At 71.8% G+C, this 21,440-nt stretch carries 11 protein-coding genes; 3 read left to right on the forward strand and 8 right to left on the reverse strand.

All coding sequences use genetic code 11. The features are described from left to right. Positions 1-208: 208 nt before the first annotated feature. The gene (locus AB0C66_RS19385) at positions 209-613 is read right to left on the reverse strand and encodes a hypothetical protein (protein WP_362439598.1); all 405 of its coding nucleotides are present in this window, start codon (positions 611-613) and stop codon (positions 209-211) included. Positions 614-784: 171 nt separating this feature from the next. Between AB0C66_RS19385 and AB0C66_RS19390 the strand changes: the two genes are divergently transcribed. Next, the gene (locus AB0C66_RS19390) at positions 785-1,825 is read left to right on the forward strand and encodes an ArsR family transcriptional regulator (protein ID WP_362439601.1); all 1,041 of its coding nucleotides are present in this window, start codon (positions 785-787) and stop codon (positions 1,823-1,825) included. Positions 1,826-1,951: 126 nt separating this feature from the next. Here AB0C66_RS19390 and AB0C66_RS19395 read toward each other — a convergent pair whose 3' ends face one another. Beyond that, on the reverse strand, positions 1,952-2,344 hold the full coding sequence (locus AB0C66_RS19395; protein ID WP_362439604.1) for a DUF393 domain-containing protein: 393 nt from the start codon (positions 2,342-2,344) through the stop codon (positions 1,952-1,954). A 142-nt stretch (positions 2,345-2,486) separates the two neighbouring features. Here AB0C66_RS19395 and AB0C66_RS19400 point away from each other — a divergent pair, with 142 nt between their 5' ends. Together AB0C66_RS19400 and AB0C66_RS19405 are read left to right on the forward strand one after the other, a co-directional pair. Beyond that, positions 2,487-2,861 carry a hypothetical protein gene (locus AB0C66_RS19400; RefSeq protein WP_362439607.1) on the forward strand — a complete coding sequence of 125 codons (375 nt, stop codon included), beginning with the start codon at positions 2,487-2,489 and terminating at the stop codon, positions 2,859-2,861. A 245-nt stretch (positions 2,862-3,106) separates the two neighbouring features. Further along, the gene (locus tag AB0C66_RS19405; protein ID WP_362439610.1) at positions 3,107-3,433 is read left to right on the forward strand and encodes a hypothetical protein; all 327 of its coding nucleotides are present in this window, start codon (positions 3,107-3,109) and stop codon (positions 3,431-3,433) included. A 46-nt stretch (positions 3,434-3,479) separates the two neighbouring features. On the opposite strand, the gene AB0C66_RS19410 is transcribed toward AB0C66_RS19405, so the two are convergent. The 6 genes from AB0C66_RS19410 to pip all read right to left on the reverse strand — a co-directional run bounded on the left by AB0C66_RS19410 (position 3,480) and on the right by pip (position 21,244). Then, positions 3,480-4,469, reverse strand: a complete 990-nt coding sequence (locus tag AB0C66_RS19410) for an MsnO8 family LLM class oxidoreductase (protein WP_362439613.1) — start codon at positions 4,467-4,469, stop codon at positions 3,480-3,482. A gap of 96 nt (positions 4,470-4,565) precedes the next feature. Continuing rightward, positions 4,566-4,910 (reverse strand): hypothetical protein, encoded by a 345-nt coding sequence (locus AB0C66_RS19415; protein ID WP_362439616.1) that lies wholly within the window; start codon positions 4,908-4,910, stop codon positions 4,566-4,568. A gap of 163 nt (positions 4,911-5,073) precedes the next feature. After that, positions 5,074-5,946, reverse strand: a complete 873-nt coding sequence (locus AB0C66_RS19420; RefSeq protein ID WP_362439619.1) for a TauD/TfdA family dioxygenase — start codon at positions 5,944-5,946, stop codon at positions 5,074-5,076. Between the two features lie 118 nt (positions 5,947-6,064). Then, positions 6,065-15,448, reverse strand: coding sequence for an amino acid adenylation domain-containing protein (locus AB0C66_RS19425; protein ID WP_362439976.1), 9,384 nt, complete (start codon positions 15,446-15,448; stop codon positions 6,065-6,067). 95 nt (positions 15,449-15,543) lie between these two features. Then, positions 15,544-19,497: an amino acid adenylation domain-containing protein gene (locus AB0C66_RS19430; RefSeq protein WP_362439979.1), complete on the reverse strand. Its 3,954-nt coding sequence runs from the start codon at positions 19,495-19,497 to the stop codon at positions 15,544-15,546. Positions 19,498-20,278: 781 nt separating this feature from the next. After that, the gene (gene pip, locus AB0C66_RS19435; protein ID WP_362439623.1) at positions 20,279-21,244 is read right to left on the reverse strand and encodes a prolyl aminopeptidase; all 966 of its coding nucleotides are present in this window, start codon (positions 21,242-21,244) and stop codon (positions 20,279-20,281) included. Positions 21,245-21,440: the final 196 nt, after the last annotated feature.

The following is a 21,440-nucleotide window of genomic DNA, read 5'->3' on the forward strand; positions in this document are numbered from 1 at the left end:
AGTGGAGCATCAGGCCGAGGCCGCCCGCGCGGAGATCCTCCAATTCCTCCGAGCCTCCCTCACCCCGTGAGACCGGAGGAAGGCAGCGCCCGCGACACCGACACCGACACCGATCAACGTGACGGACCCGCACCGACACGGGTCGCGTCGCGACCCGCTGACGCGATGCCGGGACGGCCTCCCCCGCGGGCCGCCCCGGCGGGGGGCATCAGCAGGCGTCGACGTACCAGACCGGCGCCCAATTGCCATGCGCGTTGCCGTAGGGGGCGCCCGGGGTGGTGTAGATGAGGTGCTTGTTCTTGTCGTACATCTTCGCCTTGGTGCCGTTGGACTGGTTGTTGTACCAGGAGCCGCCGCTGTTCAGCCCGTCCGGGATCTCCTGGAGGTAGCAGTCCTTGAACTTGAAGGCGAGACGGCCGTAGTTGGCGTCCTTGTAGCCGCAGAAGTAGTACTTCGGGCAGCTGGAGGGCGCCGCCGCGGCGCGGGCGCCCGACCCGGGTGAGGCGGCGGAGGCGGTGGCCTGGGCGGTGCTCGTCGCGGTGGCCAGGGCGATGAGGGCGCCGGCCACCAGGGCGGTACGGCGGATCCGGGTACGAATTGCTGTGTGTGTCACTGGGGCTGCCTTTCCTGAGGCTTGTCCGGTTCGCTCCTTACGCGTCACCGGTCGCACCGCCAACAATCGGGGCGACCCCCCGGGGCCCGCGATGGATTCGGTCCTGACCGAACCGTGACCGCGCGGGCGTGGCCGCAGGGGGGACGAGCCCAGGGGGAGGGCGAGATCGGGATGCTGCGTGTGCGGTTCACCGCCGATGACCTGCTGCGGGTGACATTCGCCCGCGAACCGGCGCCGCTGATGGAGCTGGGGCTGGCCCTGGCCGCGATACAGCGCCTCGGGCTGCCGCCCGTCTTCGTCAGATGGCAGCAGTCACTGCGACGGGCCCTGCCGCGGGGCGCGCGGCCCCTGATGGAGCTGGTACCGCCGTCGGGCCGGGGGCCACTGTTCATGGATCCGCTCAGCCGGGGGCTGGACGACGGACTCGAGAAAGTGCTGTCCACCCCGGGCGGCTATGTGCGCTCGGAGCTCGACCGCCTCTGCTCGGCCGGCCGCCGCCCGATGACCCCCTGGCTTCGCGCCCTGGCCGACCAGGACCGTGAGGCCTGGCGGCTGCTGGACGGCTCCCTGCGCACCGCCTACGACAGCGTGCTCGGCCGGTCCTGGGGCACCATCCGGTCCGCCTTCGACGCCGAACGCGCCTGGCGCACCCGGCTGCTGGCCGAGGAAGGCGTCGGCGCCACCCTGGCCGGGCTGGCCCCGGGGCCCGGATGGCGGCGCACCACGCTGGGGTTCGACTGGCCCGAGGACGCCGTGTTCGAACTCAACGGACAGGGTCTGACGCTGCTGCCGACCACCGTGTGGAGCGGCTGGCCCATGCTGGCCCCGCGGCCGGGTCTGCCCAGCGTCCTGATCTACCCGGCTCTGAGCCCGTTGCCGCTGCTCGGCGACATGCCGCGCGCCGAACCTCTCGCCGCCCTCCTGGGGTCCACCCGGGCCGCCACGCTCACGCTGCTCACCCGGCAGCGCACCACGACCGACCTGGCGACCGAGCTCTCCATCGCCAAGTCCTCGGCGTCCGAGCACACCAAGGCGCTCCGCGCGGCCCGGCTGATCACCACCGAGCGCGACGGCAAGGCCGTCCGGCACTCGTGTACACCCCTCGGCCTGGACCTGCTCGCCGGGACCTGGGGCCCGGGATCCGCGCCCCACGCACCGGCGGCGAACGCCTCGGCCGCGCGTCATCTCCAGGGTGAAGGAAACCAACTGTGACTTCCGCACACCGTGGAACGTCCCGCGCCGGTCCACCGGACGAATGGTCAGGCGCGGTGTGCGTGGCAGCTCGGCTCGCTCACCGCTGTTCCTTCACGGGGACGAAGGAGCGTTCTTGGCTCACTGCTACGGCCGCCCATGGGTGCCACGGTTGGGCAGAGCACATGCCGGTGTCCCGCCCGGCATACGGTGTCGGTTGACCGCGATCAGCCGGTAGGCACCCTGGGCGACCCACCGCACAGGCGGCAGCATGAGCGACGCACCCAGCAGGGACCATCCTCCGCCCGCACTCAACAGCGCCTTCGCCACAGCCTGGGCGCCCCCGTACACCGTCCCCGTCGGAGTCACCCACAGCACCTCGTGCTCAGCCCTCTCCTGGGTGACGCCGAGTGCGGGCAAGTCCGCAAGCTGCCACGGGACGGACTCGCAGCGTGGCCGGAGACGTCGCTCGGCGAACCGCACCGAGGTGGTGCAGAACCCGCAATCTCCATCGAAGACAAGCACTGGCTGCGTCCGCATGACCTCCATCATTCCAGGCCCGCCCCCACCGGTCGGCGTGCCCCCTCGCATCGGTCACGAGCGCGTCCTCGGGAGGGGTCCCGGGCTCGGCGGGTTAGAAAGGCCGAGCGGGAATCCCCCGTGGAAACAGGAGGTCCAACTGATGAATACGGGCATGCGCCGACGAGCCGCCACGACTGCCGTGACACTGACCATGGCGGGCGCACTGGGCTTCGGCATGATGGCGCCGACGGCATCCGCCGCCGGTAACGGGCCCTGCTACGACGGGCGGTGCAAGATCACCGTGTCGGCGCCCAAGACCATCAAGGTCAAGAGCGGTAAGTTCGGGTTCGGAAAGCTGAAGATCGCACACATCAGCTCCCGGACGGTCAAGATGTCGACCACCACCACGGGCGGGGTGTACTTGAGCAGCAGCACCAGTCCTGGTGGCACCCTGAAGTTCAACAACCTGAAGATCTGGGTGAAGTCGGTCTCCGGCCGCAAGGCCAAACTCCAGCTGTTCCCCACGTCCCGCTGAGCCTGTGGTCGAGCCCCGGCGCGTTCGTCTCGCGCCGGGGCTCGACCCCGGCCCCGGTCAGGATGGAACGGTGCCGTGACACGACCGCGGCCCGTTCCGGTCGACGGCTAGAATGAGTCATGCGATCGAACCGTATGCATTCTGGAACGAGTGGGGACCGGTGGCGGGCTGCGGTTCTGGCTTCCTTGCTGACCGCGGCGGCCCTCGGATGGACCACGGTGGCACTGAGCGTGCACACGCCCGGTTTGACCGCACCGGACTCCGACAGTGTGACCAGTGCTGATCTGGCCCGGCTGGGCGCCGCTGTGATGGCCGGTATCGCGGCCGTGTCCGCCGGACTGTGGTGGCGCCACTGGGCGACCGTGCGTCAGCAGGTGATCGGCGGAGGTTGGGCGCGGGGGGCGTTCGCTGTCTCCGCCGTCCATTCGATGTTCGTCGTACCAGTGATCGTGCTCGCCTCCTGGGGCTGGAAGGCCCTCGCCATCGCGTTCACCTGCGCGGTACTCGCCGGTGGTGTACGGGAGGCCGCCGGGGTGACCGCACCGGCCAGGGAGGTTGTCGGTTCGGCGTGACGTCACGGCGGGGCCGACACCGGTTCGGTCCCGGCGACGAACCCGTTCAGCGAACCGAGCCGGTACTGCGGGCAGCCATCGCCTGAACGAGTTCGAAGGACCTCACCCGGTCCTCGATTCCATAGACCGGAGTCACGAGCATCAGCTCGTCGGCCGCGGTCTCGGCCGCGATGCGCTGAAGCTGCTTCTCCACCAACTCCGGTGTGCCATGGGCCTGTTGGGAGCCGAAGGCATCCAGGGCCTGCTGCTCGCGCGCGCTGAAGACATGGCGAGCGGCCTCTTCGACGCCCGGGAACGCGACCTCGCTGTGCCCCTGCAACAGGCCCGCCTTGACGATGGCCATGGGCCGTGTCAGCTCGGCCACCCGCTCGTCCGTGTCGGCGCACACCGTCTCCACGCACACCAGGACGCGCGGCGCCGCACACCACCGCGAGGGCGTGAACTCGGCCCGATAGCGCTCGGCCGCCCTCAGGGTGTTCTCCGGCCGGATGTGGTGGGCGAGCGCGACGGGCAGGCCGAGTGCCGCGGCGAGCGAGGCTCCCGCCTCGCTGGACACGAGCAGCCATGGCTCGGGCAACTCCCCGCATTCCACCTCGAGGAGAAACGTCAGCGTCTCCTCGATATCGCGCCGGTACTCCTCGTCGCTCGCCGGGGGCGCACCCCGCCGCAGGGCGCGGGCGGTGCCCTCGTGGAAGGTGCCGGGCCCGCGGCCGAGACCGAGGTCGATACGTCCCGGGTGCAGGGCGGCAAGCGTGGCGAACTGCTCCGCGACGGTGATCGGTGCGTGGTTGGGCGCCATCACTCCGCCCGAGCCCACCCGCAGGCCCGTTGTCGCGGACGCGATATGCGACGCCATGATGGGGGGAGGGAACGCTCCGATGGCGGGGGAGTGATGGTGCTCGGCGAACCACAGCCGTGTGTAGCCGAGCCTGTCGAGATGGCCGGCGGCCAGGGCGCAGTTGCGCAGCGCATCTCCGGCCGACGTATCGGCTTCGACCATGGAGACTTCCAGAGCGGAGAGCGGCAGATCGATCACACCTGTCAGGATAGACGACCCACTCGAGAGGCCCTCTCCCCTCGGGACGACCGGCCCGCACCACTCGGCGGCCCGCCCCGAGCGGTGCGGGTGGGGTCAGCAGTTGTCGCCCACCGCGTCGATCTTCGAGCCGAACCGGCCGCTGTAGTTGCTGGCGTAGTCGCCCTTGCGGACCGAGTGGCACTCCTTGCCCGTGGCCCAGTCGATGAAGGCACCGGTCCTGTTGGCCCGGAACGAACCGACATGGTCGACGAACCGGCTGGGCAGGTCCACGTAGCCGCCCCGCCATGTGTAGAGCTCGCCCGTCCCGTCCTGGAACCGCCACAGACAGATCGCATTGCTCGCGCACCCCGGCAGCGCCTGAGCCTGGACGGTGGGGCCCAGCGTGGTCACCACCACCGTTCCGGCGACCAGTGCGAAACGCAGGAATCGTGCCTTCATCCCGTCCTCCTTGACGCGGAAGCACATGACCCGATTGTCCAACTCGGAAGGGACGGTGGATAGACGGCTTCTGTGTTCGAGGGTGAACGGCGACCGGAGAACGCCGTGACCTGTCCGCCGGCCCGGCCGCGAGCCCTCCCGCGGGCCCGGCCGGCGGGGGCGCTCAGCCCTTGAGCGGGCCGCCGTTGATCGCCACCCGGCGGCCGTAGCGGGTGTGCGGGTGATAGTCGTAGATCGCGTGGTGCTGAACGCAGCGGTTGTCCCAGAAGACCAGGGTGTTGGGCTCCCAGCGCACCCGGCAGAAGAGCAACGGGCGTTCGGCGACCACCTTGAAGAGCAGGTCCAGCACCGCTCGGCTCTCGTCGGCCGACAGCTGTGGGATGCGGTCGGTGTAGGCGGGGTTGACATAGAGGACCGGGCGGTCCGTCTCCGGGTGCCGGACCACCAGCGGGTGTTCGGACTTCGGCACCACATAGTCCGGCGGCAGGGTGTACCCCTTGAGCGACAGCCCGCCGTCGTGCAGAGCGGTCAGCCCGTCCAGCAGTCCGCGCAGCGTGGGGGAGAGCATCTCGTAGGCCAGGTGCATATTGGCGAACATGGTGTCGCCGCCGCAGCCCGGCTCGGGCGTCCGGAGGATGTGCAGCATCGAGCCGAGCGAGGGCTCCTGGTCCGCCGTGCCGTCGGCGTGCCAGCCGTTGCCCGCCACGTTGCTCGACTCGGCGCTGGTGCGGATCTCCAGCAGGTACGGGTCGCCCTCCGGTGGCGGCGGGTTGACCGGACGCAGCTCGCCGAAGTGGCCGGCGAACCGCTTGTGGTCGTCGAAGGTGATGTCCTGTTGACGGAAGACCAGCACATGGTGGTCGAGGAAGGCACGGCGGACCTCGGTGAGCTGTTCCTCGGTCAGCTCCTGGCCGAGGTCCAGACCGGAGACCTCGGCACCGATGATCGGGTTGATCTGCGTGACCTCGATGGTCCGGTACGCGGCCCGTGGCCGGGTGGTGATCCGCTTGATGGCGTCGAGTTCGTACTCTTCCATGGCTCTCCTTGCCGGTTGCGGGCGGTGGCCCGGTGGGGTTCCGGCGGATGGTGGGGTAGGCGGTCCGATGGTTGCGGGTAGGGCGGGGGATGGACGGGCGGGTGGCCGGTGCACACCGTCAGCGCTGACCGTCCACGTCGGGGTGGACGGCGTTGACGGCGGTCGTGATCGCCTCCACATGGGGCGGACGGACCAGGCCGTAGTGGGTGGTCTCCAGTTCCTCCCAGTCGCTCGGGGCGGTCAGGTGGGCCCGCCACAGCTCGCGTTGTTCCACGGGTGAGCCGAGCGACGGCAGGTCCCGCACCGGAAGCCGGGCCAGCCACACCCGGGCGGGGGTCGCGGTCAGCAGCGGAAGCCGGTGGTCGCCCATGGCACGGAGGTTGGCCAGACAGCGCCGGGTGAGCCGTTCGGCGTACTCCTGGGCCGCCTCGCCGTCCCGGCCGCCCCCGCCGACTCCCAGCTCATGTGCGAAGAGCGCCTGCAACTCGCCCTCGCCGTACGTCTGGTAGAGCCGACCGGAGCCGGGCGGTGGCGGGTCCAGCAGATGGAGCACCTCCACGGGCCGCCCGGCCGCTTCCGCCTCGGCGGCCATGCCGAGGGCCACCCAGGCGCCGAACGACCACCCGGCCAGCTGCCGGTGCCAGCCGGCGGCCGGGAAGCGCGTCTCCAGTGCCGCGTGGTAGTGGCGGGCTCGCTCGGTGAGGGTCCACTCCGGGCCACCGGGCCGTCGCAACGCCGGGTCGGCGATCAATGCCACGGTCAGCCGCGGATCGAGGCCCGCGACCAGCGCGCGGTACGCCTGGATGTCTCCGCCGACCGGGTGCACCAGGCACAGCACCTCGGTGCCGGTGCCCTGCTGCCACACCTCGAGCGTGACCTGTGATCCGGCCGCCGAGGCTTCATCGGCTGCCCCGGTCGTGCCGCTGGAGGCGGACACCGCGGAGCGGGCCCGGTCCAGCAGCGTCAGCACCTCGGTCAGCGACACCTGGTGGCTCAGCTCGGCCAGATCGAGCTCCACGTCGAAGTGGCGCTTCATCTCGCCGATGAGGTCCAGCAGGGTCAGTGAGTCGGCGCCCAGGTCGTAGAGCGAGGCATCCGGGTCGAGGCTGTCCAGCCCCAGCCACTCGCAGAGCCAGTCGCCCAGCAGCCCGGCCGGTTCACTCCCGCTCTCCGCGGGACTCGGCCGCGAACCCCCGGTGTCCGGTACGGCGTCGTCCACCGGGACGGCGTCCGGTGCGGCCGCCGTGGTGGCCGGGACGGGCGCGGGCCCGGCGTAGAAGGCGCGGGACTCCGCCAGTTCGGTGGTGGAGACGAGCACCTGCGGCAGTCGCGCGGCCAGCGCCCGTGCCAGGGCCCGGCGTCCCTCCGCCACCGTCAACCCGACCGCGAGATGGGCCTGGTGGCGGACGTCCGCGGCCGGGGCACGCAGCGCCATTCCGGCCTCCCGCCACACATCCCAGCCGATGGCCAGCCGGAGCGTCGTCCCCTCGCCGTCGCCGTCCGGCTCGTGGTGGGCGAAGGCGTCCAGCACCCCGGCGGAGGCGGCGTAGTCGAGCTGGCCGACCCCGCCCAGCGTTCCGGCCATCGAGGAGCAGTAGAGGGCCAGTTGTGGGCGGAATCGCTCGATCAGGCCCTCCACCAGCAGCGCGCCGTGCAGTTTGGCGAGCGAGCCCGCATGTGCCACGGCCGGGTCGCGCCGCGCGATCAGCCCTCCCGCGCCCGCGCCGGCGGCGTGCACCACGGTGTCCAGCCGTCCGATACGGGTGGCGACGAGAGAGGTGAGCCGATCCGGGGAGTCGGTGGTCAGGTCGGCCTCGACCAACTCGATCCGGTCGGCCCATGGCGCCAGGGCGTCGGGCAGCTCCGGCCGCCGGGCCAGCAGCAGCACCCGGCCGGCGGTCCGCTCCAGCAGCCACCCGGCGATCGTGGCGCCGATTCCGCCGGTGCCGCCCAGTACCAGGTGGACCGTATCCGCCGCGCTCGCCACCACGGCGTGGTCGGTGGGCTCGGGTACCGGCATTGTGGTCTGCCGCCACCAGTAGCCGTGGCGCAGCGCCAGATGCGCGGGCAGTCGTTCATCGGCGGCCAGCAGCGCCGCGAGCGGTGCCGCCCAGCCGGTCGGTGCGGCGGCCGGGAGATCGACCCAGTGTCCCGCGGTGGCGCCCTCCTGCGGGGCGACCTCGGTGACGCCGCCGAGCAGCGCCAACTCGGGCCGGTCCACCGGGCCGTCCACCGGTCGGGCCCGGTATGAGAGCCACACCGGGCGCAGTGTGAGACCACTCCGGCCCGCCGCCGCCCGTATCAGTGCGGCCGGCGCGTCCAGACAGGCCCGGCGGGCACGGTGCAGCCGGTCGGCGTCGACCGGTCCGGCCACGCTCAGTGGCAACGCGTGCAGCCAGTCCACGGTGCCCAGGTCGCCGAGCGCGTCCAGCAGCGCGCCGAGCGAGGCCGGGTCGGCCGGGTCCACCAGGTAGGAGTCGTCGCCGAGCCGGGCGAACCCGTCCCCCGCCGCCACCAGCACCACCCGCGGCCGGACCGAGCGCAGCGCCCGTACCTCCTCGGGGTCGGCCGGGCCGTCCGTGACCAGGACCAGCGGGTGAGAGGCGGCGGCCGGGGCGGTGGCGCCCGCCCGGCGGAACCGGACCCAGTGCGGCTGATGCAGCCACCCCTCCTCGGCCACCCGTACGGGCCAGCCGGTACCGGCCAACCCCGGTGCGGACGCGGCCCGTTCGATGGTGTACTCGGCCCTGGCGAAGGCCGGTGGCGGGAAGTCCCACGGAGCCTGCGCCGGACTCGTGGGCCAGGCGATCGGCCGACCGGCCAGCCAGTCGGCGACCAGCCGTGGCGCGCCGAGGTCCGCAGCCGGGACCGGCTCGGCGGTACCCGGCTGTACGGCGGTGCCGGTGGCGGTGCGCAGCCACCGCACGGCCGAGTCCGGGTCCGGGCAGACCGCCGCCATCCGCCAGCGGCGGGCGGGCCGACCGGCCTGGAGATGGCGCAGCACCGCCGGGTACGCCTCCGGGCGCTCCGTGAGGTAGGCGGCGATGCGCTCCGCGTCGGCGCGCAGCGCCACCTCGCTGGAGGCGGAGAGCAGCAGACACTTCGGTGGTGCGTCGACCGGCCGTCCCGGCTCGCCCGCTTCGATCACCGCGTGCGCGTTGGCGCCCCCGATGCCGAAGCTGCTGACCGCCGCCACCCGCGGCCGGTCCACCGGCCAGGGCAGTGCGGTCGTCGGTATGTAGAACGGTGTCGGGTCGGGGCCGAGCTGTGGGTTGAGAGCGCGGAAGTCCAGGGTGGGCGGGATCAGGCCATGGTGGACGGAGAGCGCCGCCCGGACCAGCCCGACCACACCGGCTGCCGCGCCCAGGTGGCCGATCTGGCTCTTGACCGAGCTCAGTGCGGTACGGCCGGAATCCGGCACCTCGAACGCCTGGCGCAGCGCGCCGACTTCGACCGGATCGCCCAGCCGGGTGCCGGTGCCGTGTGCCTCGACATAGCCGAGGTCGGCGCCGGTACGTCCGCTGCGGCCCAGGGCGGTACGGATCACCTCGCGCTGGCCCGCGAGCGCGGGGGCGCTGTAACCGAGCTTGTCCGAGCCGTCGTTGTTCACCGCCGACCCGGTGACCAGCGCGTAGACCGTGTCACCGGCTTCGCGGGCCAGCCTCAGCGGTTTGAGCACCAGCATGCCCACGCCGCTGGAGCCGACGGTGCCGGTGGCGTCATCGCTGAAGGACCGGCAGTGGCCGTCCACCGAGTAGATGTGCTGCGGCCGGTAGCGGTAACCGTCGCTCAGTCCGATGTCCACCAGCGCCCCACCGGCGAGCATCACCTCGGCGTCGCCCTGCCGCAGCAGACCGGCGGCCACATGTACGGCGAAGAGCGAACTGGCGCACGCCGCCTGGACGGTGAAGGCGGGGCCGGTCAGATTGAGGTGGTAGGCGGCCTTGGTGGCCAGAAAGTCCTTCTCGTGATGGAGCGCGAGCTGGAACTCGTCCGGCAACCGGTCCGGGTCGCTCTGCCGCAGCATGGCCTGGAAGTAGGTGTTCTCGCCCGCACTGGCCACCAGCCCGACCCGAAGGGCCGAGGTGTCGGCGATCCCGGCGTGCGCCAGCGCTTCGACGCAGGTCATCAGCGTATGCCGCTGCTGTGGATCCATCAGCCGGGCCTCCTGCCGACTGATGCCGAAGTGCTCCGGGTCGAAGTCGAGCAGCCCGTCCATCTGGCTGCGTGCGCCCACCAGCCCGTCCGGGGCGTCGAAGTACTCGATGCCACGGCCGCCGTGCCGGATCATCTCCCAGAAGGCCCGCAGGTCCGGGGCACCGGCCAGCCGTACCGCCATCCCGACCACCGCGATGGGCTCCCGGCCCGCCACCTCTGCCGATGACGAGTGGCCCGCCGCCCCCTCGGCCGACGCGGTCCGGTCCACGGTGTCGCCTTTACCGGTGTCGCCTTTACCGGTGTCGCGGGGTGAGCCTGCCCCGCTTCCGTCCACGAAGCGGGCGAGCGCACGTACCGTGACCTGCTCGAAGAGGTCCGCGATCCCGAACCGCAGGCCAAGCGTGGTGGTGCACCGCAGGTGGAAGCGCATCAGCGCCAGGCTGGACGCGCCGGCCTCGAAGAACGTCTGGTCCGGGCCGATGGGCACACCGGTCACCGTCTCGAACGCGGCCGCGAGTTCGCTCTCTCGCTCCGAGAGCCGCTGCCCGTCGGCCGCGGCGCGCCACAGCTCCTCGCCCACGGTGCGCAGCGCCGCCCGGCGGTCCACTTTGCCGCTCGGGGTGCGGGGCAGCGACGCCAGACGACGGAACCGGTCGATACGCACATGCGGCGGCAGCAGCGGCACCAGGTGGTCGGTCAGCTCCTGGGCTGAAGGGACGTCATCGCGGCACTCCAGGCAGGCGGTCAGCCCGCCACCCTCGGGGGCCACCACCGCGCCCACCACCCTGGGGTGGCGCAGCAGCGCCGCCTCCACCTGTCCCAGCTCCAGCCGGTGGCCGCTCAGCTTGATCTGCTGGTCGTCCCGGCCGTGGTGGTGCAGCAGCCCGTCATGGCCGAAGGAGGCCCGGTCCCCGCTGCGGTAGAACAGCCCCGCTCCGGGCAGTTCGACGAAGCGCTCCCGGTTCAGCGCGCCGTCGCCCAGATAGCACCGGGACACCATGGTGCCGCCGATCAGCAGGTCACCGACGCAACCGGGCGGCAGCGGCTCGCCGGTGGTGTCCACCACCCGCAGCAGCGCACCGGCCACCGGGACACCGATGGCCGGGCGCTCCGGCCAGTCCGCCGGGTCACCGGCCAGGCACAACGCGCTGACCACATGTGTCTCGGTCGGCCCGTAGTGGTTGAACAACCGGGCACCCGGCAGACCGGCGAACCAGCGGCGGATGGCGTCCGTGCACACCAACTGCTCGCCCGCGGTGACCACCTCCCGCAACCGGGACGGATAGCGGCCCAGGTGGACGGCGTGTTCGGCCAGCAGTTGCAGCGCCACATACGGCATGAAGATCCGCTCCACGCCCGCCGACTCCAGCTGGTCGAGCAGTGCCGGGGCGTCCTGCCGCCAACCGCGTTCCACCAGATGCAGACAGCCACCACCGCACAGGGTGGTGAAGATCTCCTGGAACGAGACGTCGAAGGACAGCATGGAGAACTGCTGGGTCACCGCCGGTGCGCCCAGACCGCCCTGGGCCACCTGCCAGTGCAGCAGATTGGCCAGCGTGTGGTCGAAGACCTGGACGCCCTTGGGCACCCCGGTGGAGCCGGAGGTGAACAGCGTGTACAGCGGACGGCCGGCGTGCGGCGGCAGCGGTACGGCGGGGGGCTCGCCCTCCTCCAGCGTGATCGTGTGGCGTGCCGTGCCATCCGGGTCCACCTCGTCGAACGCCGTCCCGCCGCCCGGTGCGAGAAGCACACACACCGGGTCCACCTGGTGCAGGATCTGCCGCAGCAACGCGGTCGGGTAGGCCGGGTCGAGCGGCACCGCGGTCCAGTTCAGCCGGGCGAGCGCCAGCAGCGCCACCACGTGTTCCACCGATGGCTCCAGGTACAGCGCCACATGCCGCTGCCGCGTGTCATCGGCCGCCGCCAGGGGATGACCGGCCCGCAGTTCCCTGGCCAGCGCGGCCGCCCACCGGTCCAGCTGTGCGTAGCCGATCGGGCCGTCCGCGGCCATCAGGGCCGGTGCGTCCGGGGTCCGGGCGACCTGGGCGGCGAAACCCTCCGCCACCGTGGTCCAGCCCTCGACAGGCTCGGTGCCACGCCCGAACTCCGGCAACCCGCGCCGGTAGGGGGCCGCCACCTCGGCGGGGGTACCGGACCGGCCGGTGGCGAGCAGGTCCAGCCCCGCCCGGAACAGCCGGTCCATGGCTTCGATCTCGGCTGCCGCGAAGTGGTCGGCGGCGTACTCCCACAGACAGTCGAAACCGTCCGGGTGTTCCACCAGCGAGACGGTCAGCGGCACCTTGGCCTCGGCCGGTGCCCGCCACTTCGGCCGGGCGGTGATCCCGGGCAGTTCCAGCGCGCCGAAGTCGGTGTTCTCCAGGACGAACAGTACGTCGAACGGGGACCGGCCGGCCGGATGCGCACGGTCCTCCAGCACATCGGCGAACGACACATCCTGCCACTCCAGGGCTTCGCGCACCGCCGCGCCCAGCCGCAGCAGTTCGGCGCGCAGCTCGCCACGTGGCACGACCGCCACCGGCAGCAGCACGGTGTTGGCGAACATCCCGACACTCGACTCGAACTCCTGCACAGGACGGCCCGTGACCGGCGTGGCGATCCGCGGCCGGGTCCGGCCGGTGACCGCGTACAGGCTCCAGGCGAACACCGCCAGCAGCAACTCGAAGCGGCTCAGCTCCAGTTCGCCGCAGAGCCGGTCCACCGCGGTACGGCGGTCCGGGTCCAGCGCGGTGTGCAGCAGTCGGCCCTCGGGGCTTGGCTGATGGCGGGCGGGCAGCAGTGGTTCATCCGGATCCTCCTCGGCGTTCCCGCGTTCGCGCAGCCCGGCGCGGAGCGCCTGGTATCCGTCGCTGGCGAACCAGTCGGCCTGCCAGGCCGCGTGGTCCAGCGGGGTGGGCGCGGCGGAGAGCTCCGGCAGAGCGGTATCCGGCGTCTTCAGCGCCGCTGCGTAGCAGGCCGACAGGTCACGGAAGAGGACGGTCAACGACCAGCCGTCCACGGCGATGTGATGCAGCCGCAGCAGCAGCGTGCCGCCGTTCGGCCGTGGCAGCCAGCATGCGGCCAGCATCCGGGGAGACGTCAGATCGTGCGGCTCGGCGAAGAACCGGTCGACGAAGGCGGACATGGCCACGTCATCGGCGGAGGCGGCCTCGGCACCACCGGACGTGGCCACCTGATCGGCGAGCGCCGCACCCTCCGGCTCGGTCCACGGATCGTACGGCTCGCCCACCACTTGCAGCAGACCGTCCGGCGACGCCTCGAACCCGGTACGCAGCGCCGGATGACGGGCCACCAGACCGCACAGCGCCCGGCGCAGCGCGGCCCGGTCCACCGCGCCGTCCAGCCACAGCGTCTGGCCCACCGTGTAACCACGGGAGGCGGGGAAACGCTGCTGGTGCAGCCAGAGCCGCTGCTGCTCGCTGGTGGCCGGAGCACGGGTGGCACCGGACGGCGCGGCCGGCACCGGATAGCGCGGTCCGGCTCCTGCACCGGCCTCATCGATCGCCTCGGCGATGGTGGCGAAGTCGGTGTGCAGCACCGCCGCTTGGCCCAGCTCATGCCCCCAGCGGCGGCGGATCTCGAACCGGAACCGCAGTGCCCGTAGCGAGTCGCCGCCGCTGGATATCCATCGGTCGGTGGGGCGCAGCCCCGAGGTGCCGAGCACTGTTTCGGCCAGTTCCAGCACCTCGCGCTGACGGGCGGTGACCACGGTGGCCGGACCCGCGTCGGCCGCGCGCTGCCACGGGCGGTCCGCACGGCGCAACAGCGACCCCTGGTCCACCTTGCCGTTGCCGGTCAGCGGCAGCGCATCGACCCGGTACATCCGATGCGGTCTCATATAGGCCGGTACGGCGGACGTCAGATGCCTGTCGAACTCCTCGAAGTCCAGCTCCGGGGCGGCCACCAGATAGGCCAGCAGTTCGTGTCCGGCGGTCTCCGGATGCTCCCGGGTGCAGACATACGCCTGCCGGACCGCCGGGTGCGCCGCGATCCGCCGCTCCACCTCGGCCGGCTCGATCCGGAAGCCGCGCACCTTCACCTGCCGGTCCACCCGGCCCAGATAGCTGATCACGCCATCGGGATCGGCCCGCACCAGGTCGCCCGTACGGTAGTAGCGCTCCCGGCCGCCGTCGTACCAGGGCAGCCGGACGAACCGCCGGGCTGTCTCCTCCGGCAGGTTGCGATAGCCGGTCGCCAGGCCCGGCCCGGACAGCAGCAGCTCGGCCACCTCGCCCGGTTCGGCGACACGTTCGGAGCCCGGTACCACCAGCAGTGCCCCGGTCTCCGGTATCGGCCGTCCGACCGGCACCACATCCGCGTCGAAGTCCCGGGGGAGTGGGTGGCTGAGCGCGATGGTGCACACCTCAGTGGGCCCGTAGGCGTTGCGCAGCACGGTGGCACCACCGGCGTTGTGCTCGTACCAGCGCCGCACCACGGCCGGGTTGAGCTGCTCGCCACCGACCAGCAGTTGCCGCGCGCCCGCGAAGCAGGAGGGCACGATGTCCACCACGGCGTGGAAGAGCGCGGTGGTGACCAGCACCGTGTCGATCCGCTCGCGCAGCAGCGCGGCGGCGAGCCGGTGCGGTGACTGCACCTCCTCGTCACGCAGCACCACACAGCAACCGCCGGTCAGCAGCGGTGTCCAGATCTCGAAGTTGATCGCGTCGAACGCCGGGTTGGACAGGCAGGAGAAGCGCGCCCCCGCCTCCAGCGGCAGCCAGCCGGGCCGGGCCATCCGCCGCACACCGGCCTCCGGCAGCTCCACACCCTTGGGTCGACCGGTGGTACCGGAGGTGTACAGGACCAGCCCGGCCGGCCGCTCCGGGAACCCGTCAACGGGGCCATCCGCCGCCACCGGTTCCGGTCCGCTCGTCGGGTGTGTGGCGTCCGATGCGGCCGGTGCGGGGCCGTCGCCCAGCTCGGTCCGGTCCGATACGCCCGTCAGCAGCCGGGCCGCCGACAGCGGACATACAGTGGCCGGCGGATCCTCCGGTGCCGTGTCGCCGTGCACCAGCACCACGCTGCCCGAGTCCGTCAGGATGTGCGCCTGTCGCTCCGGCGGGCTCTGCGTGTCGAGCGGTACCACCCGGGCGCCGAGCCGCAGTGCGCCGAGCACCACCACGACCAGTTGCCAGGAGCGGGGCAGACCGACCGCGACCGCGTCGCCGGGGCGCACCCCGTGGCCGCGCAGCGCCGCTGCCACGTCGGCGCCCGCCGCGTCCAGCGCCGCGTAGGTGAAACGGCGGTCCTGGTCCACCAGGGCGCTCGCGCCGGGGGTGAGCCGCGCCTGTAGGTGAACGCCGTGTGCCAGACCGGTCGCCACCATGGCCGGTACACCGTCCGCCGGTGCCTCGGCCGGGCTCGGCCCACCTGCGGGGCTCGGCCGCTCGGCGGGGGACCGGCCGTTGTTCAAAGGTGTCATCAGAACTCCAGCGCTACGGAGGGCACCGCCGGGCCGACAGGTTCCGCGCCGTCCAGCCGGTCCAGTTCCGCGACGATCACCTTGGCCACCGTCGACACCTGTGCTCCCTCCAGCAGCTCCCAGTGGCCGCAGTCGAGCGGCACCACCGTGAGTCCCGTACCGGCTCGCCGGTGCCAGAACTCGCGGGTCGGGTGCGGGCCCGACGCCCCTGGCCCGTCCGCGGCTGCCTCGACCAGGGTCAGCCGGGCCGTGGTCGGCCGCGGCTGGTGTGCGCGGGCGGTCATCCGGCTGTGGTTATAGGTCTCGAAGTACCGGGTGAGCTGGTCGGCTTCGATGCCCGGGTACATACCGTTGAACCGCACCAGCTTCTCGGTGAACTCCTCGTACTCCACCGGCTGGATCGCGGCCCGCTCGGCCGGGTCGTCCGTGGCTTGGGTGTCGAGCAGCACCACGCTCAGCCGGGAGTGGCCGGCCAGCGCCAGCCGTCGGCCCATCTCATGCGCGATCAGGCCGCCGTAGGACAGCCCGCACAGCAGCAACGACTGGTCCGGGTGGGGGTCGATCAGTTCCACGTACGCCTGCGCCATCGCCTCGATCGTGGGAAGCGGCGCCTCATCCGGGTTGATGCCCGGGGCCTGGATGCCCCAGACCCCGATGTCCTCGGGGAGCGCCCCGGCCAGCGGCAGATAGCAGAAGGCGGTACCGCCTGCCGGATGTACACAGATCAGCCGCCGTCGTCCGGCACCGGCCCGGAACTCGATCAGATTCGTGCCCGGCGCCCCGGAGGCGCCCCGGCGCAGCCGTTCGGCGAGTGCCTCGATGGTCGGATGCCGGATCACCTCCCGGATCGGCAGCGTCTCGCCGAACTCCTCGCTGATCGCGTGCGCCATCTTGATGGCCGAGATCGAGGTGCCGCCGACATCGAAGAAGCTGTCCGATATGCCGATGTCGGGGTGGAGCAGCAGCCGGGACCAGATCCGGCGCAGCGCCATCTCCACATGGTCGCGTGGGGTCGCGGTGTTGACCTGTGCGGGCAGCGCCGCCCGTGCCCGCTCCAGCAGCGCCGCCCGGTCCAGCTTGCCACTGCGCCCCAGTGGCAGACCGGGCAACTCCACGAAGACCGCCGGGATCATGTAGTCCGGCAGCCGCTCGGCCAGCGCCGCCCGCCACTCGTGCGGCTGCCGGGACGGCGCCTCGCCACGTCCGATACCGGCCACCAGCCGTGGTTCACCGGCCGGGTCGCGATCGACCAGTATCGCGGCCTCCCGCACCCCCGGCAGCGCCAGCAGGGCCGCCTCCACCTCGCCCGGCTCGATCCGGAAGCCACGCAGCTTGATCTGGTCATCTCGGCGGCCCACGAACTCGGCGTTTCCGTCCGGCAGTCGGCGCGCCAGATCACCGGTGCGGTAGATCCGGCCACCGGCGACGAACGGGTCGCTGCGGAACCGCTCGGCGGTCAGCTCCGGCTGGTTGAGGTAGCCACGAGCCACACTCGCCCCGCCGATGTACACCTCGCCCACCACACCGGGCGGCACCGGCCGCATCCGTTCGTCGAGCAGATAGAGCCGGGTACCGGGCAATGGCCGGCCGATCGGACACGGCCGGTCCACCGGTCGCGGATCGAGGTAGGCGGTGCTGTACAGCGTGGTTTCCGTGGGCCCGTAGCCGAAGCAGATCCGCAGCCCGGGAAGGACCGAAGCCATCCGGTGCAGTGCCGCCTCGGGCAGTGACTCCACCCCGGTCAGCAACTGGCGAAGCGCCAGCCCGGCCAGCCGAGCCCCGGGGTCCTCGTCGATCCACCGCACATACGCCGGTGGCAGGAATGCCTGCACCACCCGGTGCTCGCCGAGCCAGCCCATCAGCGCGGCCGGGTCACCGCGCAACTCCTCGGGAACCAGGTGGACTTCGGCGCCGGTGGTCAGCGGCAGCAGCAGCTCGTGCACCGAGGCGTCGAACCCGATGCTGGACCAGGCCGAGGTGGCTTCGCCCGGGGTGGCGCCGAACCGGGCCAGCCACTGGTCGAAGAGGTTGAGCACATTGCCGTGGGTCACCGCGACACCCTTGGGCCGGCCGGTGGAGCCGGAGGTGTACATCACGTACGCCAGCGACGAGGGCGGGACGGCGATGCCCGGTGCGCGGTCCCGCTCGCCCTCGGCCTCGACATCCGTCAGCGGGTACCAGTCCTCCGGCGCACTCTGCCGGTCGGCGACCGACGCGCCATGCTGGTCCGTGAGCACCACAGCGGGCCGGGCGTCGGCCACCATCGCGGCCAGCCGTTCCACCGGCTGACCCGGATCGAGGGGAAGCCAGCCCGCGCCCGCCTTGAGGATGCCGAGCACACCGACCACCAACTCCGCCGACCGGCCGGTGTGCAGCGCGACCACCTGGTCCGGACGCACCCCGCGGGCGATCAGGGCGTGCGCGAGCCGGTTGGCCCGCCGGTCGAGGTCGGCGTAGGTCAGCCGGTGGTCGCCGTCCACCACCGCGGTGGCCGCCGGAGCGGACCGCACCCACGCCTCGAACCGCTGGACCAGCCCGGCCGGTTGACCGGACCCCTCCGTACCCGGAGCGGCGCCGGGTGCCGTCGCGGCCGTGTTCGCCGGACCACCGGTGGCGTCCCAGTCGGCCAGCAGTTCGGCCGTCTCCGCCTCGTCCAGCAGCGTGTACGCGGTGACCGGCCGTCCGGGCTCCCGGGCGAGCTGCTCCAGCACCCGGACCAGATAGCGCAAGTGGCGCGCGACGGTCTCCCGGTCGAAGAGCGCGGTGGCGTAGTCCAGATCCCCGACGATCTGTCCGTCCGCTTCCTCCAGCGCGAGCACCAGGTCGAACTTGGCCGGGGCGAACGGCATCGGCAGCAGCCGTACCGCCACCCCCGACAGCTCCATCATCGCCTCCATGGGCGGAACCCAGGCGAGCATGGTCTGGAACAACGGGGTGTGCGCGGCGCTGCGCGGCGGGTTGGCCAGCTCCACCACCCGCTCGAACGGCAGGTCGACGTTCTTCACCCCGGCCCGGACCGTGGTCCGAACCTGCCGCAGCAATGCGGAGCCGGTCGGCGCCTCCGCCAACTCCACCCTCAGCGCGAGGGTGTTGACGACAAAGCCCATGATGCCGCCGACATCGCCGCGCCGACGGTTGGCGGTGGGGGTGCCCACCACCAGGTCCTGCTGCCCGGACAGCCGGGACAGCACGATCGACCAGCCGGTCAGCAGGGTCGAGAACAGCGATCCCTCGTGCTCCTCGGTGACCGCCTTGAGCGCGGTGGTCAGCTCCGGGCCGATCTCGAAGTGCACCCGGTCGCCGGTGTGGTCCTGCTCGGCCGGACGTGGCCGGTCGGTCGGCAGCTCCAGCAGCGGAGGTGCGTCAGCCAGATTCTCGGCCCAGTACTCCTCCTGGGCGGTGGGCTCCTCACCGGCCATCCACTCCCGCTGCCAGCGGGTGAAGTCGGTGTACTGCCACCGTGCCGGTGGCAGCGGATCCGGCTCGCCACGCAGCATGGCGGAGTAGAGCGCCCCGGTCTCGCGCAGCATCATGCTCCGGGACCAACCGTCGAACATCGCATGGTGCACCGTCAGCACGATGACGTGGTGCTCCGGACCGAGCATCACCAGCCGACCGCGGGCCAGCGGCTCCGTGGCCATGTCGAACGGCTGCACCGTCTCCCGGTGCAGCAGCCGGGCCAGCCGGTCCTCGGCGTCAGGGCAGCCGATCAGATCGTCCACCACCAGGGCGAAGCCGATGTGGGCGGGATCGACCTGTTGGTATGCCTCGCCCTCGAACGGCACCAGCCGGGTCCGCAGCGCCTCATGCCGGGCGGTCAGAGCGTCCAGCGCCCGACGCAGCACCCGCCGGTCCAGCGGCCCCCTCAGCCGGAAGGCCATCGGCTCGTTGTACGCGGCACTGGCACCCTCCCGCTGGGAAAGCGCCCATAGCCGACGTTGGCCGAAAGACAGCGGTGGCCGATCGGCCGACCGCGCTGCGCCGTCAGACGGGGCCGAGGAGGGTTGTGGAGCCGGGGGAGCCGCGGCCGAAGAGGCGGAGTTGGACAACGATGTCATCGGCGAGAGCAGCCCTTTCCACTGGTGAAGCCGGAACATGCGGAAGCCAGGTGGCACTGCGTACCGGCCGACGCCCTGCCGGCGACGCGCCGGGCCGAAACATGCTCACCTACAGCTGGGGACCACGATCCACGGTCATGGATTGGAGATCGCGATGCCGTCCGGGGGAGGAGTTTTCGCCAGCGTGATGATCAAGTCAATGAGAGGGCCGGGCAGAGTGGGGATGTGCCTGGTGTTTGCGGCCCCCGGATGCTGTACGGAAGGGCCGTGATCGCCTGGGTCGCCACGGCGAGGGCACCGACGGCACCGGGGGGCTCTCGAGACGCTCGCCCTCCACCTCCCGCACGGTCGCACTGCCTGGCCCGCCGATCCGGATCAGTAGACCAGGCCCGTGATTTGAGCGACCGATCGCGGTGGGCCGCCCCCTGTCGAGTGACCCGCTGAGCGTCGTGTGGGCGGCTCGTGGTGGAGAGGGCGCGTGCCGGGCCGGTACGGCGTTGTTGTCGCATGTCGCGTTCACATCAGTGGGGGTGCGAGATGCGGCGGTCGTGTGATATACGGCAGCGCGCCGCCATTATTGCTCCAGCCGGTCACGGCACCGTTCCACCACGTCGCGCCGCGTGTGGCCCGCGCGGGTTCTTCGGGAGCGAGCGAGCCACACCGCACCACGAGCGGGTCACCGCCCGTTCTTGCCGAACCGCGAAATCGCCTCCAGGACCGCGTCCCGCATCGCGGGACTGCCCGTGTGCCCGGAGTCGTCGATCACCTTCAGCTCCGCGTCCGGCCATGCCTTGGACAACTCCCACGCGGATTTCAGGGGGCTGCCCAGGTCGAGTCGGCCGTGGACCAGCACCGCCGGGATCCCGGCCAGCCGGTGCGCGTCGCGCAGCAGCTGGCCGGCCTCGAGCCAGCCATCGTTGGCGAAGTAGTGCGCGCAGATCCGTACGAAGGCCATCAGCGCGTTGTCGGTTCTGTCGCTGTAGGCGCCCGGATGGCCGAGTGCCTCGTGGGCGATGACCGCGTCCTCCCAAGTGCACCAGTCCCGCGCTGCCTTGAGCCGGACCGCCTCATCCGGGCCCTCCAGCAACCGGTTGTACGCGGCCACGAGATTGCCCTCTCGGTCTGCCTCCGGCAGCGCGTCGCGGAATGTCTCCCAGGGGCCGGGCAGCAGGCGTCCGACGCCATGGTAGAGCCAGTCGGTCTCCTCCGGCCGGGTCATGGTGACGCCCGCGATGACGACCTCGGAGACGCGCTCGGGGAAGCGCTCCGCGTAGGCAAGGATCAGCGTCGAGCCCCAGGAGCCGCCGTAGAGGAGCCAGCGTTCGATGCCGAGGTGCTCGCGGAGCCGCTCCATGTCGGCGATGAGATGGCCGGTGGTGTTGTGATCGAGGCTGACGGCCGGGTCGGAGGCGTGCGGCCGGCTATCGCCGCAGCCACGCTGATCGAACAGGACGATCCGGTAGACCTCGGGGTCGAACATGCCGCGACTGCCACGGCGCCCTCCGCTGCCGGGCCCGCCGTGTACACACAGAGCCGCCTTCCCCTCGGGGTTCCCGCTGGTCTCCCAGTAGATCCGGTTTCCGTCGCCGACGTCGAGGAGGCCGTGCGCGTACGGCTCGAGGGGCGGGAACGGCTGCGCCATGACGGTCTCCTCCTGAACGGGCGACGGACAACCTCGCGAGGCTAGTCGACACCTGGAACGGTGTCGCGGGATTTGCCCTCGGCGCGGGGCCGCGAGGCGCCCGTCCCCTCGGGCGGTCGGGCGGAGGAGACCCGGCGGGGGCGGGCGGGTTCGTGTGCCCGTGAATGGCCGTGGCACGGTCCTCGTGGTGCATGAC

It is taken from the genome of Streptomyces sp. NPDC048636 (genome assembly GCF_040650655.1).
Lineage (GTDB): Bacteria > Actinomycetota > Actinomycetes > Streptomycetales > Streptomycetaceae > Streptomyces.

Bases quoted from the DNA above. Each gene is read 5' to 3' on its own strand.
- AB0C66_RS19415 (WP_362439616.1), bottom strand. From the start codon at position 4,910: ATGAAGGCACGATTCCTGCGTTTCGCACTGGTCGCCGGAACGGTGGTG.
- AB0C66_RS19425 (WP_362439976.1), bottom strand. From the start codon at position 15,448: ATGGTGGCGACCGGTCTGGCACACGGCGTTCACCTACAGGCGCGGCTC.
- pip (WP_362439623.1), bottom strand. From the start codon at position 21,244: ATGGCGCAGCCGTTCCCGCCCCTCGAGCCGTACGCGCACGGCCTCCTC.
- AB0C66_RS19390 (WP_362439601.1), top strand. From the start codon at position 785: ATGCTGCGTGTGCGGTTCACCGCCGATGACCTGCTGCGGGTGACATTC.
- AB0C66_RS19420 (WP_362439619.1), bottom strand. From the start codon at position 5,946: ATGGAAGAGTACGAACTCGACGCCATCAAGCGGATCACCACCCGGCCA.
- AB0C66_RS19395 (WP_362439604.1), bottom strand. From the start codon at position 2,344: ATGCGGACGCAGCCAGTGCTTGTCTTCGATGGAGATTGCGGGTTCTGC.
- AB0C66_RS19400 (WP_362439607.1), top strand. From the start codon at position 2,487: ATGAATACGGGCATGCGCCGACGAGCCGCCACGACTGCCGTGACACTG.